The organism is Microbacterium sp. M (genome assembly GCF_045181065.1).
GTDB lineage: Bacteria > Actinomycetota > Actinomycetes > Actinomycetales > Microbacteriaceae > Microbacterium.
On the sequence record NZ_CP173721.1, the window covers coordinates 3,775,475 to 3,793,001 of the forward strand.

At 68.4% G+C, this 17,527-nt stretch carries 21 protein-coding genes; 6 read left to right on the forward strand and 15 right to left on the reverse strand.

What is annotated here, in order from left to right; all coding sequences use genetic code 11:
• Nucleotides 1-186: 186 nt before the first annotated feature.
• From ACI7YT_RS18350 to ACI7YT_RS18375, 6 genes are all read right to left on the reverse strand, one after another.
• Entirely contained in the window at nucleotides 187-957 is a 771-nt protein-coding gene (locus tag ACI7YT_RS18350; protein WP_406247639.1) for a DeoR/GlpR family DNA-binding transcription regulator, read from the reverse strand.
• On the reverse strand, nucleotides 954-1,799 hold the full coding sequence (locus ACI7YT_RS18355) for a class II fructose-bisphosphate aldolase (protein ID WP_406247641.1): 846 nt from the start codon (nucleotides 1,797-1,799) through the stop codon (nucleotides 954-956). The genes ACI7YT_RS18350 and ACI7YT_RS18355 overlap by 4 nt, the downstream gene beginning before the upstream one ends.
• Nucleotides 1,800-1,871: 72 nt before the next feature.
• A complete protein-coding gene (locus ACI7YT_RS18360) occupies nucleotides 1,872-2,789 on the reverse strand; it encodes a 1-phosphofructokinase family hexose kinase (protein WP_406247642.1) in 918 nt (305 codons plus the stop codon).
• Nucleotides 2,786-3,733, reverse strand: a complete 948-nt coding sequence (locus ACI7YT_RS18365; RefSeq protein ID WP_406247643.1) for an ROK family protein — start codon at nucleotides 3,731-3,733, stop codon at nucleotides 2,786-2,788. Before ACI7YT_RS18365 ends, ACI7YT_RS18360 begins: the two co-directional genes overlap by 4 nt.
• Entirely contained in the window at nucleotides 3,730-4,626 is an 897-nt protein-coding gene (locus ACI7YT_RS18370; RefSeq protein WP_406247645.1) for an SIS domain-containing protein, read from the reverse strand. The genes ACI7YT_RS18365 and ACI7YT_RS18370 overlap by 4 nt, the downstream gene beginning before the upstream one ends.
• Before the next feature lie 100 nt (nucleotides 4,627-4,726).
• Nucleotides 4,727-5,716, reverse strand: a complete 990-nt coding sequence (locus ACI7YT_RS18375) for an N-acetylglucosamine kinase (protein ID WP_406247647.1) — start codon at nucleotides 5,714-5,716, stop codon at nucleotides 4,727-4,729.
• 89 nt (nucleotides 5,717-5,805) lie between these two features.
• Between ACI7YT_RS18375 and ACI7YT_RS18380 the strand changes: the two genes are divergently transcribed.
• The 5 genes from ACI7YT_RS18380 to ACI7YT_RS18400 are packed head-to-tail and all read left to right on the forward strand — an operon-like array spanning nucleotide 5,806 to nucleotide 10,865.
• Nucleotides 5,806-6,738: a MurR/RpiR family transcriptional regulator gene (locus ACI7YT_RS18380; RefSeq protein WP_406247648.1), complete on the forward strand. Its 933-nt coding sequence runs from the start codon at nucleotides 5,806-5,808 to the stop codon at nucleotides 6,736-6,738.
• A complete protein-coding gene (locus ACI7YT_RS18385; RefSeq protein ID WP_406247650.1) occupies nucleotides 6,735-7,487 on the forward strand; it encodes a sugar isomerase domain-containing protein in 753 nt (250 codons plus the stop codon). Before ACI7YT_RS18380 ends, ACI7YT_RS18385 begins: the two co-directional genes overlap by 4 nt.
• A 38-nt stretch (nucleotides 7,488-7,525) precedes the next feature.
• Nucleotides 7,526-8,944, forward strand: coding sequence for an N-acetylglucosamine/diacetylchitobiose ABC transporter substrate-binding protein (gene ngcE, locus ACI7YT_RS18390; protein WP_406247652.1), 1,419 nt, complete (start codon nucleotides 7,526-7,528; stop codon nucleotides 8,942-8,944).
• A complete protein-coding gene (locus tag ACI7YT_RS18395) occupies nucleotides 8,941-9,966 on the forward strand; it encodes a carbohydrate ABC transporter permease (RefSeq protein WP_406247654.1) in 1,026 nt (341 codons plus the stop codon). The genes ngcE and ACI7YT_RS18395 overlap by 4 nt, the downstream gene beginning before the upstream one ends.
• Nucleotides 9,963-10,865: a carbohydrate ABC transporter permease gene (locus ACI7YT_RS18400; RefSeq protein ID WP_406247656.1), complete on the forward strand. Its 903-nt coding sequence runs from the start codon at nucleotides 9,963-9,965 to the stop codon at nucleotides 10,863-10,865. Before ACI7YT_RS18395 ends, ACI7YT_RS18400 begins: the two co-directional genes overlap by 4 nt.
• Before the next feature lie 53 nt (nucleotides 10,866-10,918).
• Here the strand turns inward: ACI7YT_RS18400 and ACI7YT_RS18405 are convergent, their stop codons facing one another.
• The 4 genes from ACI7YT_RS18405 to ACI7YT_RS18420 form a co-directional block, all read right to left on the reverse strand.
• On the reverse strand, nucleotides 10,919-11,488 hold the full coding sequence (locus ACI7YT_RS18405; RefSeq protein ID WP_406247658.1) for a dihydrofolate reductase family protein: 570 nt from the start codon (nucleotides 11,486-11,488) through the stop codon (nucleotides 10,919-10,921).
• A complete protein-coding gene (locus ACI7YT_RS18410; RefSeq protein ID WP_406247659.1) occupies nucleotides 11,488-11,979 on the reverse strand; it encodes an SRPBCC domain-containing protein in 492 nt (163 codons plus the stop codon). Before ACI7YT_RS18410 ends, ACI7YT_RS18405 begins: the two co-directional genes overlap by 1 nt.
• On the reverse strand, nucleotides 11,972-12,310 hold the full coding sequence (locus ACI7YT_RS18415; protein WP_406247661.1) for an ArsR/SmtB family transcription factor: 339 nt from the start codon (nucleotides 12,308-12,310) through the stop codon (nucleotides 11,972-11,974). Before ACI7YT_RS18415 ends, ACI7YT_RS18410 begins: the two co-directional genes overlap by 8 nt.
• Before the next feature lie 81 nt (nucleotides 12,311-12,391).
• Nucleotides 12,392-12,688: a chorismate mutase gene (locus tag ACI7YT_RS18420; protein WP_406247663.1), complete on the reverse strand. Its 297-nt coding sequence runs from the start codon at nucleotides 12,686-12,688 to the stop codon at nucleotides 12,392-12,394.
• A gap of 35 nt (nucleotides 12,689-12,723) precedes the next feature.
• Here ACI7YT_RS18420 and ACI7YT_RS18425 point away from each other — a divergent pair, with 35 nt between their 5' ends.
• Complete coding sequence (locus ACI7YT_RS18425; RefSeq protein WP_406247665.1) at nucleotides 12,724-13,932, forward strand: AI-2E family transporter; 1,209 nt, start codon at nucleotides 12,724-12,726, stop codon at nucleotides 13,930-13,932.
• Between the two features lie 74 nt (nucleotides 13,933-14,006).
• Here the strand turns inward: ACI7YT_RS18425 and ACI7YT_RS18430 are convergent, their stop codons facing one another.
• The 5 genes from ACI7YT_RS18430 to ACI7YT_RS18450 are packed head-to-tail and all read right to left on the reverse strand — an operon-like array spanning nucleotide 14,007 to nucleotide 17,508.
• Nucleotides 14,007-14,927 carry an ABC transporter substrate-binding protein gene (locus tag ACI7YT_RS18430; protein ID WP_406247667.1) on the reverse strand — a complete coding sequence of 307 codons (921 nt, stop codon included), beginning with the start codon at nucleotides 14,925-14,927 and terminating at the stop codon, nucleotides 14,007-14,009.
• Nucleotides 14,928-14,953: 26 nt separating this feature from the next.
• Nucleotides 14,954-15,676 (reverse strand): ABC transporter permease, encoded by a 723-nt coding sequence (locus ACI7YT_RS18435; RefSeq protein ID WP_406247669.1) that lies wholly within the window; start codon nucleotides 15,674-15,676, stop codon nucleotides 14,954-14,956.
• Nucleotides 15,673-16,356, reverse strand: coding sequence for an ABC transporter permease (locus ACI7YT_RS18440; protein ID WP_406247671.1), 684 nt, complete (start codon nucleotides 16,354-16,356; stop codon nucleotides 15,673-15,675). Before ACI7YT_RS18440 ends, ACI7YT_RS18435 begins: the two co-directional genes overlap by 4 nt.
• The gene (locus ACI7YT_RS18445) at nucleotides 16,353-17,174 is read right to left on the reverse strand and encodes an ABC transporter ATP-binding protein (protein WP_406247673.1); all 822 of its coding nucleotides are present in this window, start codon (nucleotides 17,172-17,174) and stop codon (nucleotides 16,353-16,355) included. Before ACI7YT_RS18445 ends, ACI7YT_RS18440 begins: the two co-directional genes overlap by 4 nt.
• A gap of 31 nt (nucleotides 17,175-17,205) precedes the next feature.
• The gene (locus ACI7YT_RS18450; protein ID WP_406247675.1) at nucleotides 17,206-17,508 is read right to left on the reverse strand and encodes a DUF427 domain-containing protein; all 303 of its coding nucleotides are present in this window, start codon (nucleotides 17,506-17,508) and stop codon (nucleotides 17,206-17,208) included.
• Between the last annotated feature and the right edge of the window lie 19 nt (nucleotides 17,509-17,527).

Genomic DNA, 17,527 nt, shown 5'->3' on the forward strand with positions numbered 1-17,527 from the left:
ATGTATCAGATCCCTCGGATGCCGCTCTTGATGTTCAGACGATGTCACGCGGAGCGTCAGAAGGGGGACGCGAGGGGGTCGCGGGGAATCTTCGATACTGGGGAGTTGCGCGCTGGGGAGCGCCGAAGATCGACATCGACTGCTCAGGGGGCGTCGCGGTTCACAGCCGCGGCGCCTCCACTGGGTTCATTCGGCGCGGATGATCTCGAAGCCGGCGCCGGCCAGATCGTCCGCGGCCGCATCATCGATTCCGGCATCCGTGATCAGAAGCGGGAAGAGCCCGGCGTCGCCCACGTGGGCGAACGCGACGGCCCCGGCCTTGTCCGAGTCCGCGACGATCATCGCCCTGGTCGCCCGCTGTGCCATCATCCGGTTCACGGCCGCCTCGCGCTCGTCGTGGGTGGTCGCCCCGGCATCAGCCGCGATCCCGTTCACGCCGATGAAGGCGACATCCAGGTGGATGCCTGCCAGCAACTGCTCGACGAAGGGCCCGACCAGTTCGTAGCTGCGGGAGTGGATGACGCCGCCGGTCACGACGACCTTGATGTCGGGTCGGGTGGCGAGCTGCGCGGCGATGTTGACCGCGTTCGTGACCACCGTGATCTCGCCGAGGTCCTCGCGCGCCGCCAGCGCGGCGGCGATCGCCGTGGTCGTGGTGCCTCCGGAGAGTCCGACGGTCGCGCCCGGTTCGACGAGCGCCGCCGCCGCGTGAGCGATCCGCTCCTTCGCGTGCGTGCGCAGATGGCTCTTGTAGCGCACCGGCAGCTCGTAGGCCACGGACTGCGCGACCGCTCCACCGTGCGTGCGCGTCAGCAGCCGCTGCTCGGCGAGGCTGTCGAGGTCGCGGCGACTCGTCGCGGGAGACGCCCCGAAGCGCTCGACGAGCTGATCGATCGTCACTTCGCCCTGGGCGGCGAGCAGATCGAGGATCGCGCTCAACCGCGCGGCGCGTTTCATGCGACTCCCTGGAGCGCGAACAGGCGCAGCATCCGTGCGGCCTCCGCTGTGACGGCCTCGCGGCCCGGTGCGACGTACCTGCGGGAGTCGACGAGACCCGCGTCGGAGTCCAACCGCTCGCGGATCGCGCGCGTGAAGAACCCGTTGAGGCGCGTGGAGACGTTGATCTTCGTCATTCCGGCGCGCACGGCATCCACGATAACGGCATCCGGAACGCCCGAGGAGCCGTGCAGCACGATCGGGATGTCCAGTGCCCTGTGCAGCCTGCCGACGAGGTCGATGTCGAGCGCGGCGCTGCGGTCGGTCATCGCGTGCGAGCTGCCGACCGCGACGGCGAGCGCGTCCACGCCCGTGATCGCCACGAACTCCCGCGCCTCGTCGGGGTCGGTGCGCACCCCCGGTGCGTGCGCGCCGTCCTTGCCGCCCACCTCGCCCAGCTCACCCTCGATGTGGACGCCCGCAGCGCGAGCGCGGGTTGCGACCTGCGCGGTCAGGGCGACGTTCTCGTCGTACGGCAGCGCGCCGCCGTCGAACATCACGGATCCGATGCCGAGGGCGATCGCCTCATCGACGAGCTCCGGACGCTCGGCATGGTCGAGATGCACGGCGACCGGTGTCACGGCCCGGCGCGCGATCGCGAGCGTCGCCAGCGCGATCGGCTCGAGCCCGCCGTGGTAGTCGGCGCAGTTCTGCGAGATCTGCAGGATGACCGGGAGCCCGGCCGCCTCGGATGCCGCGGCGAGCGCCTCGGCGGTCTCGAGATGGATCACATTGAACGCCCCGATGCCGCGCCGCGCCGCGGCGGCCTCGGCGACGAGGTCACGGGCGGGGACGAGCGGCATGCGGGGTCCTCCCCAGGGATCGGATGCCGAGAAGCCACTCCGCGCGCGAGAAACCACTACCGGCGTGGTTTCTCATGCGGCGGATGGTTTCTCGACGATGAGTTCGTGTTCGAGTTCTCGCCACCGGAGCGAGATCTCCCCCGCCAACGGCATGAGCACGGCCGCGGCCGACCAGGCGGCGGCCCGACGCAGAATCGTCTCGGGGTCGCGGATGCCGGCATCCAGCAGGCACGCGACGGCCGCGACGGCCGCGTCGCCGGCACCGGTCGGATTGCCGGCCAACGGTTCGGGCAGGCGCGCCTGCAGCGAGGCTCCGTCGCCGATCGCGCAAAGACCTTCCGGCCCGAGGGAGAGCAGCACGAGCCCTGCTCCGCGGCGCAGCAGTTCGCGGGCGCCGGCGAACGGATCGGCGATCCCTGTGGCCTCGACCAGCTCGGCGCGGTTGGGCTTGAGGACGGCGGCCCCGGCATCCGCTGCGGCGAGCAGACCAGCGCCCGACGTGTCGACGATCACGTCGATTCCGGCACCGAGGCCGATGAGCTGCGGCAGCAGCGAGGGCGGCGCGCCGGGCGGCAGACTCCCGGCGATCACCAGCACGGATGCCGTGGTCACCTCCTCGCGGACGGCATCGACCACGCGTGTCCACTCCTCGTCCGAGGGGTTCACGCCGCGCTCGTTGACGATGGTGGTGTCACCGAGCGCGTCATCCACCCATGCGGCGCTGCGTCTCGTGGACGCCGCAACCGGGATGAGCCGATGCGGCACACCGCTCGCCTCGAGATCGTGTCGGAACTCGTCGCCCGTCGCACCGCCGACCGTGGTGACCGCTCGGACGTCGGCTCCCGCCGCGCGCGCGACCCGCGCGACGTTGAGCCCCTTGCCCCCGGCGCGCACGGCGCCGGCCTCAGCGCGATGAGTGCCGCCGACCTGCAGACGGTCGACGACCCACGTGAGATCCAGCGCGGGGTTCGGTGTCGCGGTGAGGATCATGCGAGCTCCCTCGCCCGCAGCGCCGCGCCGATCAGGCCGGCATCCTCGTGCAGCTGCGCGGGGATCAGCTCGGGGAGGCGATGGAAGCTCAGCCGCGCAGCGAGCCGCGCACGCAGTTCGTCGAACAGGGCGCCACCGGCGCGTGACAGTCCGCCGCCGATGACGATCGCGTCGGGGGCGATGACGGCGGTGAGCTGCGCGAGCGCGAGCGTCAGCGCATCCAGCGCCTCGCCCCAGATGCGGGCCGCCACAGCGTCGCCGGTCCGGCCGCGCGCGATCACGTCGCGCGCACCGTCGGGTTCGCTTCCGGTTTCGGCGGCGTAGCGGCGGACGATCGCTCCGGCTGACGCGACCGCCTCGAGGCATCCGCGCGCGCCGCAGGCGCAGATCGGACCGTCGGCGATCGGCGAGTGCCCGATCTCGCCGGCGTATCCACCGGCGGTGAAGGGGCGCCCGTCGACGAGGATCGCGCCCGCGATGCCGGTGCCGATGATCAGGACGACGACGTTCGCGTGGCCGCGCGCTCCGCCGAGGAGGTGCTCGGCCCAGCTCGCGGTGCGGACGTCGTGGTCGAACGCCACCGGCAACCCGAAGCGCTCCTCCGCCAGTCGGCGCAGCGGCGCGTCGCGCCAGCCCAGATTGCTCGCGAAGACGCCCACCCCGGCATCCGCATCGACGATGCCAGGCACCACGACACCGACCGCCTGCGGAACCACGAGCGGATGCCGCGATCGCAGGCCATCGGCCAGCGCGCCGAGCTCGTGGATGAGCGCACCGGCCGGATCCTCATCGGAATGCGGAGTCGGCGTCCGACGCAGGTCGAGCGTCGTGCCGTGCGTGTCGATCAGGGCCGATTTGATGTCGGTGCCTCCGACGTCGAAGGCGAGCACGGCGGCGCCGGCCCCGATCACGCCGGGGCCGACTGCGGGCGAGGAGGTGCTCACGCGCCCAGAACGACCGAACGGGTGAGATTGCGGGGCTGATCGGGGTCCAGCCCCGCGGCCAGCGCCCGCTCGAGTGCGACATGGTGCAGGCGCGCGAGGTCCGCCATCGGATCCACACCGTGCTGGACGAACATGCCGCCCGTCGCGCGCACCTGATCCGCGAGGCCCTCGGGCGCCGCACCGAACTGCCACGTGATCCGCCCTGGGGCGGCTATGGCGATCGGGCCGTGCCGGTAGTCCATCGACGGGTACGACTCGGTCCAGCTCTGCGACGACTCGCGCAGTTTGAGGGCCGCTTCGTGCGCGAGCCCGATGGTCCAGCCTCGACCGAGGAACGTGTACTGCTCGGCTGCGGTGAGCTCGGCATCCGGATGCCGGGCGAGCACGCTCCTGGCGTCCTCGATCGCTCCGGTGAGGTCCTCGCCGAGCGAGGCGCGGAACAGCGCGAGCGCGGTCGTCGCGAAGCGGGTCTGCACGACGGACCGCTCATCGGCGAACGGCAGCAGGACGGCGTCGTCGACGAGATCGACCAGCGGCGACGTCGGATCGCCGATCACGCCGATCACGGGCACTCGTCCCTTGGCGCGCGTGGTGAGCTCGAGCACCTCGGTGGTCGTACCGGAGCGCGTGAGGGCGACGATCGCGTCGTAACCGCGATCGACGAAGGCCTCGGATGCCGCGAAGGCGTCCGTCTCGCCGAGACCCGCGGTCTCGCGAAGCGCCGCATAGGACTGCGCGATGAACCAACTGGTCCCGCAGCCGACGACGGCGACGCGGGTGCCGTGCACCGGAAGCCGATGCTGCTCCTGTCGCATGTCCGCAGCACGAGCCCAGGTCTCGGGCTGAGACAGGAGCTCGGCACGCATGTGTGCGCCGGCCGACGATTCGATCATCGATGATCCCCTCAAGAAAATGCACAGTTGTGATTGTTTCTAGTGAATTAGATCATAGAATGGCGTCAGACACTCAGGGAGGAGCGTCATGAGCGGACGATCACCGCACACGGGCGACCGCGTCGGCAAGCCTGTCGAGCGTCTCCGTCGTCACCGGGTGGCCGCCGGTGCGCAACGCGAGCAGACCCGCTCCGACCACTCCGTCCTCGACCGCTCGCAGGTCGAGGTCGGCCGCGGCATCACCCAGGCGCCGGACGAAGGCCTCGCGCACCGGGCCGGGACGGAACAGCACTCCCCCGCCGACGACCAGCGGCCCGGGGCCCGCCAGCACCGCGGCGAGCGAATCGGCGAGGTGCTCGCCCGCACGCCGCAGGATGCCCGAGGCGACCGGGTCCTCGGCCGACCGGAACGCGAGTGGAGCGAACGAGGCGAGCTCGATCGGCGGCTTCCCGTAGAGCACCCCGACGAGCTGTTCGAGCGACGGGGGGCGACCGCCTCCTCGGCTCGCCTCCGGTGCGATACCCAGATGCTCGAGCAGATCCCGCGTCAGGGCGGTCGCCGGCCCGGCGCCGTCGAGGTCGCGGATCGCCGCCTTCGCGACGCGCTGCCCGATCCAGAATCCGCTGCCGCGGTCACCGAGCAGCCAGCCGAGACCGTCGGCTGCGGCGTCGATCCGGCCGCCGACGACGCGGATCGCACAGGCACCCGTCCCCGAGACCACCGCATAACCGGAGTCGTCCGCCGTGCCGCTGAAGTAGGTCGCCAGCAGGTCGGACTCGAACCGGACCGTGCCACCGAAGCCGGCGGATCGCAGCAGATCCCGCAAGGACTCGGTGCCCTCGCCGGAGGCCGGCTGCCCAGCCTGGGCCGCGACGATCACAGACACGTCGCTCAGCCGGCATCCTGCGGATGCCATCGCCGATCGAACCGCGGTCAGCACTGCGGCAGCGGCCGGTGCGACACCAGCCGAGATCGGGTTGCCCCGCCCGGCGACCCCGTAGCCGAGGCATCGGCCACCCGGAGTGATGAGCACGGCCCGCGTGCCGGTTCCGCCGCCGTCCACACCGACCATCAGCATGTCGTGACCCATATGTTATGCGTCCTAACTTGACCTTGGTCCACGGTGAGAATAGTTTTCACCCCAACGAGAACTATCAACGGCGAGTTCTGGAGGCAATGGTGCCACGCAGCGTGGACGCCGACAACGGCGCGATCATCGGACGCATCTCGGCGCGCCGTCACGGCATGCCGATCGCCCTGTCGCGGATCGCGGATCTCGTGATCTCGCAGCCGACCGCTCCGGTGGAGCTGACCATCACCGAACTCGCCGAACGCGCGGGCAGCTCGCCGGCCAGCGTCACCCGCTTCTGCCGGTCCCTCGGCTTCGACGGCTACACGCAGTTCCGCGTCGCGATCGCGACCGAACTGGGCCGCGGCAGTGCCGAGCAGACCTGGCACACCGACATCGGCGCCGAGTTCGAACCCACGGATGCGCCGGAGAAGATCCTGCGCACGCTCCTGAACGCGCACGTGCGCGGACTCGAGACCACAGCCGAGGGCATCGACCTGGATGCCGTCGACCGCGCCGCGCGCGCCATCACGACCAGCCGGCACGTCGACATCTACGGCCTCGGCGGCAGTGCAGGCATCGCCGACGAGTTCCAGCGCCGACTGCACCGGATCGGCATCAGCTCGCACGCGTGGTCGGACGTGCACGACGGTCTGGCCAGTGCCGTCCTGCAGGACGCGACCTCCGTGGCGATCGGCGTCTCCAGCACCGGCCAGACGAACGAGACGGTGCAGATGCTCGACCAGGCGGGCGCCTCCGGCGCGTTCACGGTCGCGATCACCCACGACGACGAGAGCTGGATCGCCGACGTCGCCGAGGTATCGATCACGACGGCGGCTCCGGTCGGCTACCTGCGACCGGACGACATGTCGGTCAAGCACGCGCAGCTGTTCGTCATCGACCTGCTGTATCTCTTCATCGCCCAGCAGATGTTCGACCCGGCCGCGAAGCGGCTCGCCGCGACGGCCATGGCCGTGTCGGGGCATCGTCGGCCCCGCACGCCGGGCGCGCCGTCGACCGCGGCCGAGGAGGTCACCGGATGACTGCCACGCCGTCCGATCTGCTCCGCGAGGCGCACGAGCGTCTCGCGCGCCTCACCGCGGATGCCGAGGCCGGTGCCCTCGATGCGGCGATCGACCTGCTGGTCACCTGCGTCGACCGCGGCGGCGTGATCCACGCGTTCGGCACCGGGCACTCCGAGGCGTTCGCGATGGAGATCTCCGGCCGCGCCGGCGGGCTGATCCCGACCGATCGCTTCGCCTTGCGCGACCTCGTGCTGCACGGCGATCGCGACGTCGAAGTGCTCACCGGGTCACTGGAACGCGAGCCGTGGGTGGTCGACGAGCTCATGGCGACCGTGCACGTCGGCGAGGGCGACGTCTTCATGATCGCCTCGAACTCCGGCGTGAACGGTTCGATCGTCGGCGCGGCGCTGTGGGCGAAGGACCGCGGACACCCGGTCATCGCGGTGACCAGCCTCGAGCACACAGCGCGCGTGCAGCCGAAGCATCCATCGGGCCGGCGCCTGAGCGAGGTCGCAGACGTCGTCATCGACAACCTGGCCCCCTACGGCGACACGACGCTCGAGCTCGCCGGCGGCATCGGCGCCGGAGCGATCTCGTCGATCACCGGCGCGTACATCGCGCAGCTGCTCACGCTCGGGGTGGCGCGCAGGATCACCGATCGCGGCGACATCCCGCCGATGTACATCTCCGCCAACATCCCCGGCGGCGATGAGCACAACTCCGTCCTCGAGGACCGGTACCGCGGACGCATCCGACGCGGCGCCTGAACCCACCCGACCGCACACCCCCAACGAAAGGTAAGAAGATGGAACTCACCGAATCCTCCATCAGCCGCCGCACTCTGCTGCGCGGCGCGGCAGCGACGGCGCTGCTGCTGCCGTTTGGCATGTCCCTCGCATCCTGCGCCGCCCCGGGCGGCGGTGGTGGCGGTGGCGGACCCGCAGGCGAGGTCACCTCCGACAACCCGTTCGGCGTCGCGGCGAACACGACGGTCGACGCGGTCATCTTCGACGGCGGCTACGGCGTCGACTACGTCGAGAACGCCGCCGAGATCATGGCGGGCAACAAGGGCCTGGACGGCGTCACCGCCAAGGTCTCGGCATCCACCAAGATCGCACAGGAGCTGCAGCCCCGCTTCGTCGGCGGCAACCCGCCGGACCTGGTCGACAACTCCGGTGCCAACTCGATCGGCTGGAACACGATCCTCGACCAGCTCGAGGATCTCAGCGACGTGCTCGAAGCGGAGAACCTCGAGGGGCAGAAGATCGCCGACACCCTGTTCGACGGCGTCAAGGCGCCCGGCACCTTCGGCGACAAGTTCGCGGCGATCAACTACGTGTTCACCACGTACGGCATCTGGTACTCCGGCAGCCTGTTCGAGGAGAACGGCTGGGAGCCGCCGCAGACCTGGCAGGACCTCAAGGCTCTCGGCGAAGCCGCGAAGGCGAAGGGCAAGTACCTGTTCCTGTGGGGCAAGGAGGCGGCGACCTACTACCAGACGTTCGTCGTCGACTCGGCCGTCATCCAGTCCGGTGACGAGGTGCGCCTGCCGCTGGAGAACCTGGAAGAGGGATGCTGGTCGCACCCGACCCTGCAGTCCATCCTGACGATCCTGCACGAGCTCATCGCGTCCGGCTACGTCAAGCCGGGCGGCGGAGGAACGCAGTTCACCCAGGCCCAGTCGCAGTGGAGCCTCGACCAGGAGGCGCTGCTGTACCCGTCCGGCTCGTGGATCGAGAACGAGATGAAGAAGACGACCGCGGAGAACTTCCAGATGAAGGGCGTGCGCGAGATGCCGCTCGACGGCAACGCCACGACGCCGGCCGGCTTCATGCGCGCCGAGGCCGGCGAGCCGTTCATCGTGCCCTCCAAGGCGAAGAACGTCGCGGGCGGCAAGGAGCTGCTGCGCACGATGCTCTCGAAGGAGGCCGCGTCGGCGTTCTCGAAGGAGAAGCTCGCGCCGACCGTCGTCAAGGACATCGTCCCCGAGGACGGCTTCGGTTCGACCGCTCTCGTCTCGCAGGTGGAGATGATCGCGGCGGCCGGAACGGGCATGTTCACGATCAAGTCGTTCAACCTGTACGGCATGAACTCCGACCAGCTGCCGATCTGGAACTCGTTCCTGGACGGCAAGATGACGGTCGCCGAGATCACGACCCAGCTCCAGGCGCTGACCGACAAGATCCGTGAGGACAGCTCCATCGAGAAGATCGAGATCAAATGAGCCTGAGCGCTCCCCCTCTCGACGCGGCTCCGGACACCAGAGCCGTCGTCACCACCCGCACGGGACGCCGCAAGGCGCCCCGTGCGGGGCTGCGGCGCAAGATGACGTTCGACTACGTCTCGTTCCTGCTGGTGTTCCTCGGCCTGCCGGTCGCCATCTTCCTGATCTTCGTCATCTCGCCGTTCATCCAGGCCGTGTACTACGCGATGACGAACTGGACCGGCTTCTCGCCGAACATGGACTTCGTCGGCGTCGACAACTTCGTGAGGCTCTTCCAGGATCCGACGTTCCTGCAGGCGATGGGCAACAACCTGCTGCTGGCGATCGTCGTCCCGTTGATCACGATCGTGATCGCCCTGGTCTTCGCGAGCATGATCACGATCGGCGGCCCGAGCCACGGTCAGGTGCGGGGACTCCGCGGCTCGAGCTTCTACCGGGTCGTGTCGTTCTTCCCGTACGTCATTCCCGCGATCGTCATCGCGATCCTGTGGAACATGATCTACACGCCCAGCGGCCTGCTGAACGGCCTGCTCGGCGTGGTCGGCATCGACACGAACGGCTTCGCGTGGCTCGGAGACGAGCGCACCGCCATGGCTGCGACGATCTTCGTCATCGTCTGGAGCATGGTCGGCTTCTACATGGTGCTGTTCATCGCCGCGATCAAGGGGATCCCCAGCGAGACGCTCGAAGCGGCGCGCATCGACGGCGCCGGCAGGTTCCGCACCGTCACCGCGATCCTTCTTCCCCAGATCCGCGACAACGTGCAGACGGCCTACATCTATCTCGGCATCCTGGCTCTGGACGCCTTCGTCTACATGGCGGGTCTGAACTCCACCGGCGGGCCGGGCAACAGCACGCTCGTGATGAGCCAGTACCTGTTCCGGACGGCATTCGAGAAGGGGCAGTTCGGCCTGGCCAGCGCCATGGGCGTGGTCCTGGCCGTGCTCACGCTGCTGTTCGCCGCTGTGGTGATCGGCGTGTTCCGCCTCATCGGCGGCAAGGACGAAGGAGGACGCTCATGAGCGTCGACACGCGCGCCGCCGTCACGATCGATCCGAAGGCGAAGGGTCGGCCGACCACCACGAAATCCACTGCGAGCGACAAGGCCGTCGGCGGGGCATCCCACGTCGTACTGGCCATCTGGTCGCTCGTCGTGATCCTGCCGATGCTGTGGACCTTCATCGGATCCTTCAAGACAACGAAGGAGATCTTCGCCTCTCCGTTCGGACTGCCGGCGAACTGGAACTTCGACAACTACGTCAACGCGTGGGTGGGCGAGAATTTCGGCGGCATGTTCATCAACACCATCATCGTCGTGGGCGTCTCGCTCGTGCTCGTGATGGTCCTCGGCGCGATGTGCGCGTACGTGCTGGCACGGTTCTCGGTGCCGGGCAGCCGGGTGATCTACTACCTGATGCTCGCGGGGCTCACGTTCCCGGTGTTCCTGGCGATCGTCCCGTTGTTCTTCATCCTGCAGGGCATGGGGCTGCTGAACACGCTGCCCGGTCTGATCATCACGTACGTCGCCTTCGCGCTGCCGTTCACGGTGTTCTTCCTGTTCTCGTTCTTCAAGTCGCTGCCGTACGAGATCCAGGAGGCCGCGTACGTCGACGGCGCGAGCGAATGGCGCACGTTCTTCCAGGTGATGCTGCCGATGGCGAGGCCGGGAATGGCCGCCGTGGCGATCATGAACTTCCTGGGACTGTGGAACCAGTTCCTGCTGCCGATCTCGTTGAACACGGATCGGAGCAATTACGTACTCTCGCAGGGCATGGCGTCCTACGCCTCATCGGCGGGTTACGCGCTCGATTTCGGTGAGATGTTCGCCGCGGTGATCATCACGATCGTGCCGGTGCTGATCGTGTACATCCTCTTCCAGCGCCAGCTGCAGGGGTCGGTGTCGCAGGGCACGACGAAGTAACTCCCCTGAGAAGGTCCCGGAACGCGGTCGGCGATCCGGGACCTTCTGCGTCGTCAGCCGGATGCCGTCATCCGGTAGGTCACCCCGACGTGACCGCTCGGATGCGAGACGACGCGGACGAGCTCGAGGCGGCGCTGACCCAGCGTTGGCGGCGAGAACGAGCGTCCATCGCCGATGAGCACCGGTACGACGCGGAGGCGGAGCTCATCGACCAGACCGGCCTCGAAAAGCGTGTCGGTGAGGGTGAGACTGCCCCAGACGATGATCCGGTCGTACCGTCCCTTGAGCGCTGCGACCGCGTCCGCAGCATCACCCGAGAGGATCTCGATCGAACCATCGCCCCATGGTGCCTCGGTCAACGTGTTCGAGAGGACGAACTTCGGCAATCGGTTGATCGGTTCGGCGACGACTTCGATGCCGGGGTCGGCCGTCGGCCAGTAGCCCGCGAACATCCGGTAGGTGTCGGCACCCAGCAGGATCGCGTCGACGTCCCGGAGGAACTCGAGCTGGTCGTCGTCGTTCGCATTGCCGACGTCCGCGGCATCCATGAACCCGATGCCGCCGTCCGGCTCGGCGGCGTAGCCGTCCACGCTCACGATCTGCTCGACGGTGAGGATGCCCATCAGAGCGCCCCCGGCTCGAGGGGCTCCTGCGCGTCGATGCGCTCATCGAGCATGTCGAAGGCGGAGTCCCAGCCGTCGTAGACGTTCTCATCGCCCGGTGCACCGTCGATGCCCTGCAGATGGAAGGTCATCAGGGTCTCTTCGCCGTCGTCTCCGTGTTCCGCGAGATCGACCGTGATGACGGGGGCCGAGTCGTCGGAGTCGCCGGGCGAACCCCAGGTGAAGACGAGCCGTTCGGGGGGCGCGATCACGCGGTACACCCCGGCGGTGGGATGCTCCGTCCCGTCAGGGGCGATCATCGTGTAGCGGTATCGCCCGCCCGGTCGCGCGTCGATCTCGATGCTCTCGCGCGGTGTGACCACACCACGCGGATGCCACCAGAAGGCGACCTCGTCGGGGTCGATCCAGGCGCGCCACACCAGGTCGCGGGGCGCGGCGAAGACGCGGGTGATCGTGAACTGCTTCCGGCTCGTCGCCGTCTGCTCAGGCATCGGTCTTTCCTTTCAACTCCCGGAGCCGCTCATCGAGCACGTCGAAGCGCTCGTTCCACTCGGCGCGGTGCCGCTCGACCCAGGCCGCCGCCTCGTCGAGGGGTTCCGTGCGGAGCGTGCATCGGCGCCACTGGGCGTCGACCGTGCGTTCGATGAGACCGGCGCGTTCGAGCACCTTGAGGTGCTGCGAGATGGCGGGTCGGCTCATCGCGAACGGCGCGGCCAGCTCCCCGACAGTCATCGATCCGCTGCTGAGGCGCGAGATCATCGCACGTCTGGTCGGATCGGCGAGAGCCTGGAAGACGAGGTCGAGTTCGTCCGCTGCATACATGTAAGCGATTCCTTAATTAATGAATACCTTAACCATGCGCGCGAGCAGAGGCGATGTCAACCCCTTCGAGGCGGAACCCCGTCAGCGACCCTCGGCCGCCTCGGTGTGGTGGCGGATGACCTCGGCGACGACGAAGTTGAACCACTTCTCGGCGAACTCGGGATCGAGGTGCGCCTCTTCGGCGAGCGCACGCAACCGGGCGACCTGCTGCTCCTCGCGGAACGGGTCGGATGCGGGCATGGCGTGCTGCGCCTTCAGCAGCCCGACCTGCTGCGTTGCGCGGAAACGCTCGGCGAGCATGAAGATGAGAGCGGCGTCGATGTTGTCGATGCTGGCGCGCAGTCGCAGCAATTCGTTCCGGGCGGCGTCATCGGTCATATCCCCACGATATCGCCCTCCCCTAGAGTGAACGGATGACCACCGAGAATCCTGCGGACGAGACCGAGGACGTCAGTCCCGTCGCCGAGAAGCCGCACAAGCGCCGTCGCGCCGACCGACCAGCGCCGCAGCCGGATCCAGAGCCGGAGCTCACCACTCGGCCGTACGTGGAGCCGACACCGTCGACGCGTTCCTTCTGGACACGCATCGACAAGCCGTTCGCCTTCGGCTTCCTCGTGACGCTCGGCGGGCTCGCCGCCATCGCACTCGGTCTCGCCATGACGAACCTGTCGACCGTGCTGATCTACATCGCGCTCGCCCTGTTCGCCGCTCTCGGCCTGGATCCTGCGGTCCGGTTCCTCGAACGGCATCGGATGCCGCGGGCGTGGGCGCTCGTCACGGTGCTGGTCTCGCTGCTCGTGCTGCTGGGCCTGGTGATCTGGGCGGTCGTACCGGTGGTCGTCCAGCAGATCGCGAGTTTCATCGCGGACGTCCCGGGCATGATCCGCGACTTCCAGTCGAGCGATGTCTACGCGACGCTCGAGGCGCAGTTCGGCGACAACTTCGAGGATCTGGTCGCCCAGGTCCAGGGCTTCCTCACCGACCCGGGCAACATCGCCGCGATCGGCGGCGGTGCCCTGCAGGTCGGAGCTTCGATCGCGAGCGGCATCTCGGGCGCGATCATCGTGCTCGTGCTGATCATCTACTTCGTGGCGACGTTGCCCGGCATGAAGCAGGCCATGCTGCGCATGGTCCCGGCCCGCGACCGTGCGAACACCGAGATCATCACCGACCAGATCACGGACTCCGTCGGCGGTTACGTGATGGGCATGGTGACGCTGGCGTTCATCAACTCGCTCGTCGTGCTGCTGCTGTACTCGATCCTCGGTCTGCCGTTCCCGCTCCTGCTGGCGGTGACCGCCTTCATGATCACGCTGATCCCGCTCGTCGGATCCGTGCTGTTCTGGATGATCGGCTCGGTGATCGCGCTGTTCAGCGACCCGCTGCTCGCGCTCATCTTCGCCGCGATCTACCTCGTCTACATGCAGTTCGAGGCGTACTTCCTCACGCCGCGCGTGATGAGCAGGGCCGTCTCGGTGCCCGGTTCGCTCGTCGTCATCGGGGCGATGGTGGGCGGCACGCTGCTGGGTCTGCTCGGTGCCCTGGTCGCCGTTCCGGTCACGGCATCCATCCTCATCATCATCAAGAAGGTGTGGGTGCCGCGCCAGGACTCGCGCGTCTGACGCGCACTCCTCGCGAACGCGATGATGCCCCGGGAACCGAATGGCTCCCGGGGCATCGTCGGTTCATCGTGGGGTCAGATCAGACCGGCATCCTCGAGCCACTGCGTCGCGATGTCGCCGGGCGACATCTGGTCCTCGGTGCTCTGCACACCGAGCGCGACGAGGTCGTCGGCACCGAGCTCGGCGCTGACGGCGTTGATGACGTCGGCGATCTCGTCGGCGACGTCGCTCGATGCGATCGGGACCACGTTCGACGCGAGGATCAGGTTCTCCGGGTCCTCCAGTGCGACGATCTCCTCGGTCTGGAACGCGGGAGCCGCCGTGTAGATGTCGGCGACCTGGATCTCACCGGCCAGCAGCGATTCGAGCGTGGTCTCTCCGGTCGCCGAGAACGCCAGGTCGACGCCGTAGACCTCCTTCGCACCCGCCGGTCCGTACGGTCGCTGCTCGAGCTCCGGCGCGCCGCCGAGTGTCACGGGCGTGGTGACCTTCGCGAGATCCGCGATGGTGGTGAGGCCGTTCGCCTCGGCGAACTCCTTCGTGACGGTGTAGGTGTCCTGGTCGCTGGCCTCGGCGTAGTCCAGAGCGGTGAGCTCCTCGGGGAGCGCCTCCTGCAGAGCCGCGTAGACGTCCTCCGGGCTCGTCGCGGTCGCCTCCGGGTCGTAGAACTCGAGCAGGTTGCCGGTGTACTCCGGGAAGAGGTCGACGGCACCGGACTCGAGCTCGGGGATGTACGCGTCGCGCTGACCGATGTTGAACTTCTTCTCGACCGTGAAGCCCTCGGCTTCGAGAGCCTGGGCGTAGATCTCGGCGACGATCTCATTCGAGTAGTAGGCCTGCGAGCCGACGACGATCGTGTCGCCGCCGTCGCCGGAACCTTCGTCGGCCGGTTCTTCTTCGAGCGGGTTGCTGTTCGAGCATCCGGCCAGGACGAGCGACGCGGCGAGCGCCGCGGCGCCGACGAGCGCGATGCGGGACTTTCGTGCGGTGAACATGGTGTTCCTCTCTTGGTGGTCTGGATTCAGGCGGTAGCGGATGCCGTGGCGCGCGCCCGGCCGCCGACCCGACGGGTCTGCTGGACGCGGATGCCGGTGGGCACCGCAGCGTGCTGTGCGAGCGCCATCAGCAGGTCGGCGATGAGGGCGAGGAGGGCGACCAGGATCGCGCCGCCGAGCACCTGATCGAATCGCTGCAGGGGGATGCCCTGGATGATGGGCCAGCCGAGTCCGCCGAGGTTGACGTACGCGGCGATGGTGACCGTGGCGATGACCTGCAGCAGGGCGGCACGGATGCCGCCGACGAGCAGCGGCAGCCCGAGCGGCAGCTCGACCCTCCAGAACACCTGCCAACCGGTCATCCCGACAGCCCGCGCCGCGTCGATCGTGCGCCGGTCGATCGCCTCGAGACCGGTGTAGGCGCCGGCGAGCAGTGACGGGATCGCGAGGATCACGAACGTGATGATCGCCGCCTCCGGAACGCGCAGCACCCCCAGCAGCAGGACGAGCAGGATCATCAGGCCGAACGACGGGATCGCGCGCGCGGCGCCCGAGATCGCGACGGCGATCTCGCGTCCGCGACCGGTGTGGCCGATGATCCAGCCGGCGGGGACGGCGATCGCTGCCGCGATGAGCACGGAGACGATCGTGTAGTAGATGTGCTGGCCGAGCAGGATCGGCAGGGCGTACTGCCCTTCCAGCCGCTCCGGGGAGAACAGCCAGGCCAGCGCATCCGTGAACAGGTTCATGCGGCGGACCTCATCGGCATGATGACGCGACGCGTCGTGGTCGCGTCCGTCGCACGCGTCCACGGCATCATCATGCGGCCGGCCAGCACCAGAAGCAGGTCGATGACGAGCGCGATCAGCACGACGGCCAGGATGCCGGCGAACACCTCGGCGATGATGCGGCGCTGCAGCCCGTTGGTGAACAGATACCCGAGGTTCTCGACGCCGATCAGGATCCCGACCGTGGCGAGCGAGATCGTGCTGACAGCGGTGACGCGGAGCCCCGCCAGGATGACGGGGCCGGCGAGCGGGATGTCGACCGTCCAGAACCGGCGCGCGCCGCCGAAGCCCACCGCGGTGGCTGATTGGCGGACGGCCGGATCGACCGAGTCGAGGCCGTCGGCGACCGAGCGCACCAGGATCGCGACCGCGTAAATGGTCAGAGCGATGATGAGGTTGGGCGGGCTGGTCGCCGAGTAGCCGAGGGAAGCAGGCAGCAGGATCAGCAGGGCCAGCGAGGGGATGGTGTAGAGCAGTCCGGTGAGCACGATGACCGGGCCGCGGACGAGCCGGTACCGCCACGCGACCCACCCCAGCGGCAGCGACAGCACGAGACCGAGCACGATCGGGATGATGCTCTGCCGCAGATGTTCGACGCTCAGCGCGAGGATGAGATCGAGGTTGTCGAGGACCCAGGTCATATGCCGTCCTCGATCAGCGCGCCCTGGGTCCGTCCCTCCGAATCGACGACGACCGTGCCGTGGGGCGTCTTCTTGAGGCGCAGCGCGCGGCGGCCGCGCTCGGAGCCGATGAACGCGGCGACGAAGTCGTCGGCCGGGTTCTCGATGATCTCGCTGGGCGTTCCGACCTGCACGATCCGCGCACCCTTGTCGAGGATCACCACCTGGTCGCCGAGCAGGAACGCCTCGTCGATGTCGTGCGTGACGAACACGACGGTCTTGTCGAGTTCCACCTGCAGGCGGATCAGCTCCTGCTGGAGGTCGGCGCGCACGATGGGGTCGACCGCGCCGAACGGCTCGTCCATGAGCAGGATGTTGGGGTCGGCCGCGAGTCCGCGCGCGACACCGACGCGCTGCTGCTGCCCGCCGGAGAGCTGGCTCGGGTACCGATCGGCCAGCGCGCGATCGAGCCCGACGGTGTCGAGCAGCGCGAGCGCCCGCTCACGAGCCGGCTTCTTCGCGACGCCGGTCAGCCGCAGGACGGTGGCGACGTTGTCGACGACGGTGAAGTGCGGCATCAGGCCGGAGTTCTGCATGACGTAGCCGATGCGACGCCGCAGTGCCACCGGGTCGCCGTCGAGAACACTGTCCCCGTCGATCTCGACATCACCGGAGGTCGGCTCGACCATCCGGTTGATCATGCGCAGCAGCGTCGTCTTGCCGCATCCCGACGACCCGACGAACACCGTCGTCTTGCGGGAGGGGAGCACGAGGCTGAAATCCTCGACGGCGAGCGTGCCGTCGGGGAAGCGCTTGGACACGGAACGGAACTCGATCATGCGGTGATGTCTCCGGTCGTTCGGGGAGTGGCTACGGTACGACCTCGACGTCAGGTGCGAAAGCGATGTAACCGGAGAAATCCCGCCCCACCCGATCGAACGCCGACGGGTACGGGTGCGGGTACGCCCAGGCGCGGTCCGTGTGGACGTCGCCCCCGGCGCGCACCGAATAGTACTGGCACTCGCCCTTCCACGGGCAGGTGTACGGCGTCGGGCTCTCGACGAGGGCGTCGGGGGCGATGGATGCCGGTGGGAAGTACCAGTTGCCTTCGATGCGGATCAGGTCGCCCTCTTCGGCCTCGGCGATCGTGGTTCCTGCGAGTACAGCCTTCATTTCTGTCCTCCTCGGATCA

Coding starts and splice junctions, on each gene's coding strand:
- ACI7YT_RS18425 (WP_406247665.1), top strand. CDS start 12,724: ATGACCACCGAGAATCCTGCGGACGAGACCGAGGACGTCAGTCCCGTC.
- ACI7YT_RS18375 (WP_406247647.1), bottom strand. CDS start 5,716: ATGGGTCACGACATGCTGATGGTCGGTGTGGACGGCGGCGGAACCGGC.
- ACI7YT_RS18435 (WP_406247669.1), bottom strand. CDS start 15,676: ATGAACCTGTTCACGGATGCGCTGGCCTGGCTGTTCTCCCCGGAGCGG.
- ACI7YT_RS18370 (WP_406247645.1), bottom strand. CDS start 4,626: ATGATCGAATCGTCGGCCGGCGCACACATGCGTGCCGAGCTCCTGTCT.
- ACI7YT_RS18445 (WP_406247673.1), bottom strand. CDS start 17,174: ATGATCGAGTTCCGTTCCGTGTCCAAGCGCTTCCCCGACGGCACGCTC.
- ACI7YT_RS18400 (WP_406247656.1), top strand. CDS start 9,963: ATGAGCGTCGACACGCGCGCCGCCGTCACGATCGATCCGAAGGCGAAG.
- ACI7YT_RS18440 (WP_406247671.1), bottom strand. CDS start 16,356: ATGACCTGGGTCCTCGACAACCTCGATCTCATCCTCGCGCTGAGCGTC.
- ACI7YT_RS18405 (WP_406247658.1), bottom strand. CDS start 11,488: ATGGGCATCCTCACCGTCGAGCAGATCGTGAGCGTGGACGGCTACGCC.
- ngcE (WP_406247652.1), top strand. CDS start 7,526: ATGGAACTCACCGAATCCTCCATCAGCCGCCGCACTCTGCTGCGCGGC.
- ACI7YT_RS18350 (WP_406247639.1), bottom strand. CDS start 957: ATGAAACGCGCCGCGCGGTTGAGCGCGATCCTCGATCTGCTCGCCGCC.
- ACI7YT_RS18450 (WP_406247675.1), bottom strand. CDS start 17,508: ATGAAGGCTGTACTCGCAGGAACCACGATCGCCGAGGCCGAAGAGGGC.
- ACI7YT_RS18395 (WP_406247654.1), top strand. CDS start 8,941: ATGAGCCTGAGCGCTCCCCCTCTCGACGCGGCTCCGGACACCAGAGCC.
- ACI7YT_RS18385 (WP_406247650.1), top strand. CDS start 6,735: ATGACTGCCACGCCGTCCGATCTGCTCCGCGAGGCGCACGAGCGTCTC.
- ACI7YT_RS18420 (WP_406247663.1), bottom strand. CDS start 12,688: ATGACCGATGACGCCGCCCGGAACGAATTGCTGCGACTGCGCGCCAGC.
- ACI7YT_RS18415 (WP_406247661.1), bottom strand. CDS start 12,310: ATGTATGCAGCGGACGAACTCGACCTCGTCTTCCAGGCTCTCGCCGAT.
- ACI7YT_RS18360 (WP_406247642.1), bottom strand. CDS start 2,789: ATGATCCTCACCGCGACACCGAACCCCGCGCTGGATCTCACGTGGGTC.
- ACI7YT_RS18355 (WP_406247641.1), bottom strand. CDS start 1,799: ATGCCGCTCGTCCCCGCCCGTGACCTCGTCGCCGAGGCCGCCGCGGCG.
- ACI7YT_RS18410 (WP_406247659.1), bottom strand. CDS start 11,979: ATGCCTGAGCAGACGGCGACGAGCCGGAAGCAGTTCACGATCACCCGC.
- ACI7YT_RS18430 (WP_406247667.1), bottom strand. CDS start 14,927: ATGTTCACCGCACGAAAGTCCCGCATCGCGCTCGTCGGCGCCGCGGCG.